The sequence below is a fragment of the Candidatus Deferrimicrobiaceae bacterium genome, from assembly GCA_035256765.1.
In the GTDB taxonomy this organism is placed as follows: domain Bacteria; phylum Desulfobacterota; class Deferrimicrobia; order Deferrimicrobiales; family Deferrimicrobiaceae; genus CSP1-8.
In genome coordinates, this window is record DATEXR010000235.1 from 1 (window position 1) to 1,034 (window position 1,034).

Annotated in this window: 1 protein-coding gene; it reads right to left on the reverse strand. The window is 65.7% G+C overall.

Going from position 1 to position 1,034, the window contains the following annotated elements:
- Positions 1-147 precede the first annotated feature (147 nt).
- The coding region (locus VJ307_07930) for a hypothetical protein (GenBank protein ID HJX74072.1) at positions 148-1,034 on the reverse strand (887 nt) is incomplete at its 5' end.

Here is a 1,034-nt window from a genome sequence, read left to right on the forward strand (position 1 = left end):
GGAGTTTGAGGGGGACGGCGTCGTTCCCCTCAGGGGGTCAGCTGAGAGGAACGAAGCGCCGAGGGGGGAGCTTGACTCCCCCTGGAAGTGTCCCGTCTCTGCGGAGGACATTGGAAAGAAACTTGCGAGACGGGACACTAGCCGAGGCTACTTCCTCGGAGGGACGCGGTCCCCCTTGGACGGGTCGGGCGGGAAGACGTCCTGGACCGAGAAGTCCACCCAGATCAGCGTCTCGGTGTTCGGCGTCGCGGCCAGAATGCGGTCGCCGATCTCCTTAACGGGGTCCTTCATCTTGCCCCACCAAGGCTTGTCGGTTTGGTAGCCGTATTGGAACCCGACGGGCGCCGGGGCGAAGGTCTTGCCCCACCTGGCGAACTCGTCGATCATCTCGTCCGCCGACTTGAAGATCTGGCTGTCGTCGACGAACATGATGCCGTCGCGGACGGTCGGTGGCATGACGTTCTCGCGGAAGTGCTTCAGGAACATGCGGTAGGAGGGATTATGAAACCGGGCCGCCGCCAGCCAAGTCCTGGCCATCTCGTCGGTCACCGGGTCGCCGAGGTCGGGGTTATTGGAGCGGTGCCACTCGATGTCGACGCCGACGCCTATGACGCACTTGTGGTGGCCATAGCGATCAAGCATCACATGGAAAGCCTTATCGACGGGCGCCCAGCCCGGCTCGGTCTGGAGCCAGACGCGGTAGCCGAGCTTGTCGAAGAGCTGGAGCACGGGCTCGCTGATATCTTCGGGCATACCCGTGATGAGCGGGTCGCCGCCGGGAGGGACCGGGAACGACATCTCGGTGCCGCGGCCTTTCAGCCGGCTCGCGATCCAGATAGCTTCCGGTTTCGCGCCGGGGAACTTGGCGGCGATCTCGGTCCCGGTGCGCGCCCAATACCCGGGGCCGGGGTCGTTGGGGCGGCCATACGTCGAGCTGCGGATGCCCGCGCCTTGGAGCTTGTCCGTCCGCGCCGCCAGCAGGGAAACGCAAATCGCCACGGCCAGGAGGACCGTCAGCCCCGCCGCCGTCCTCG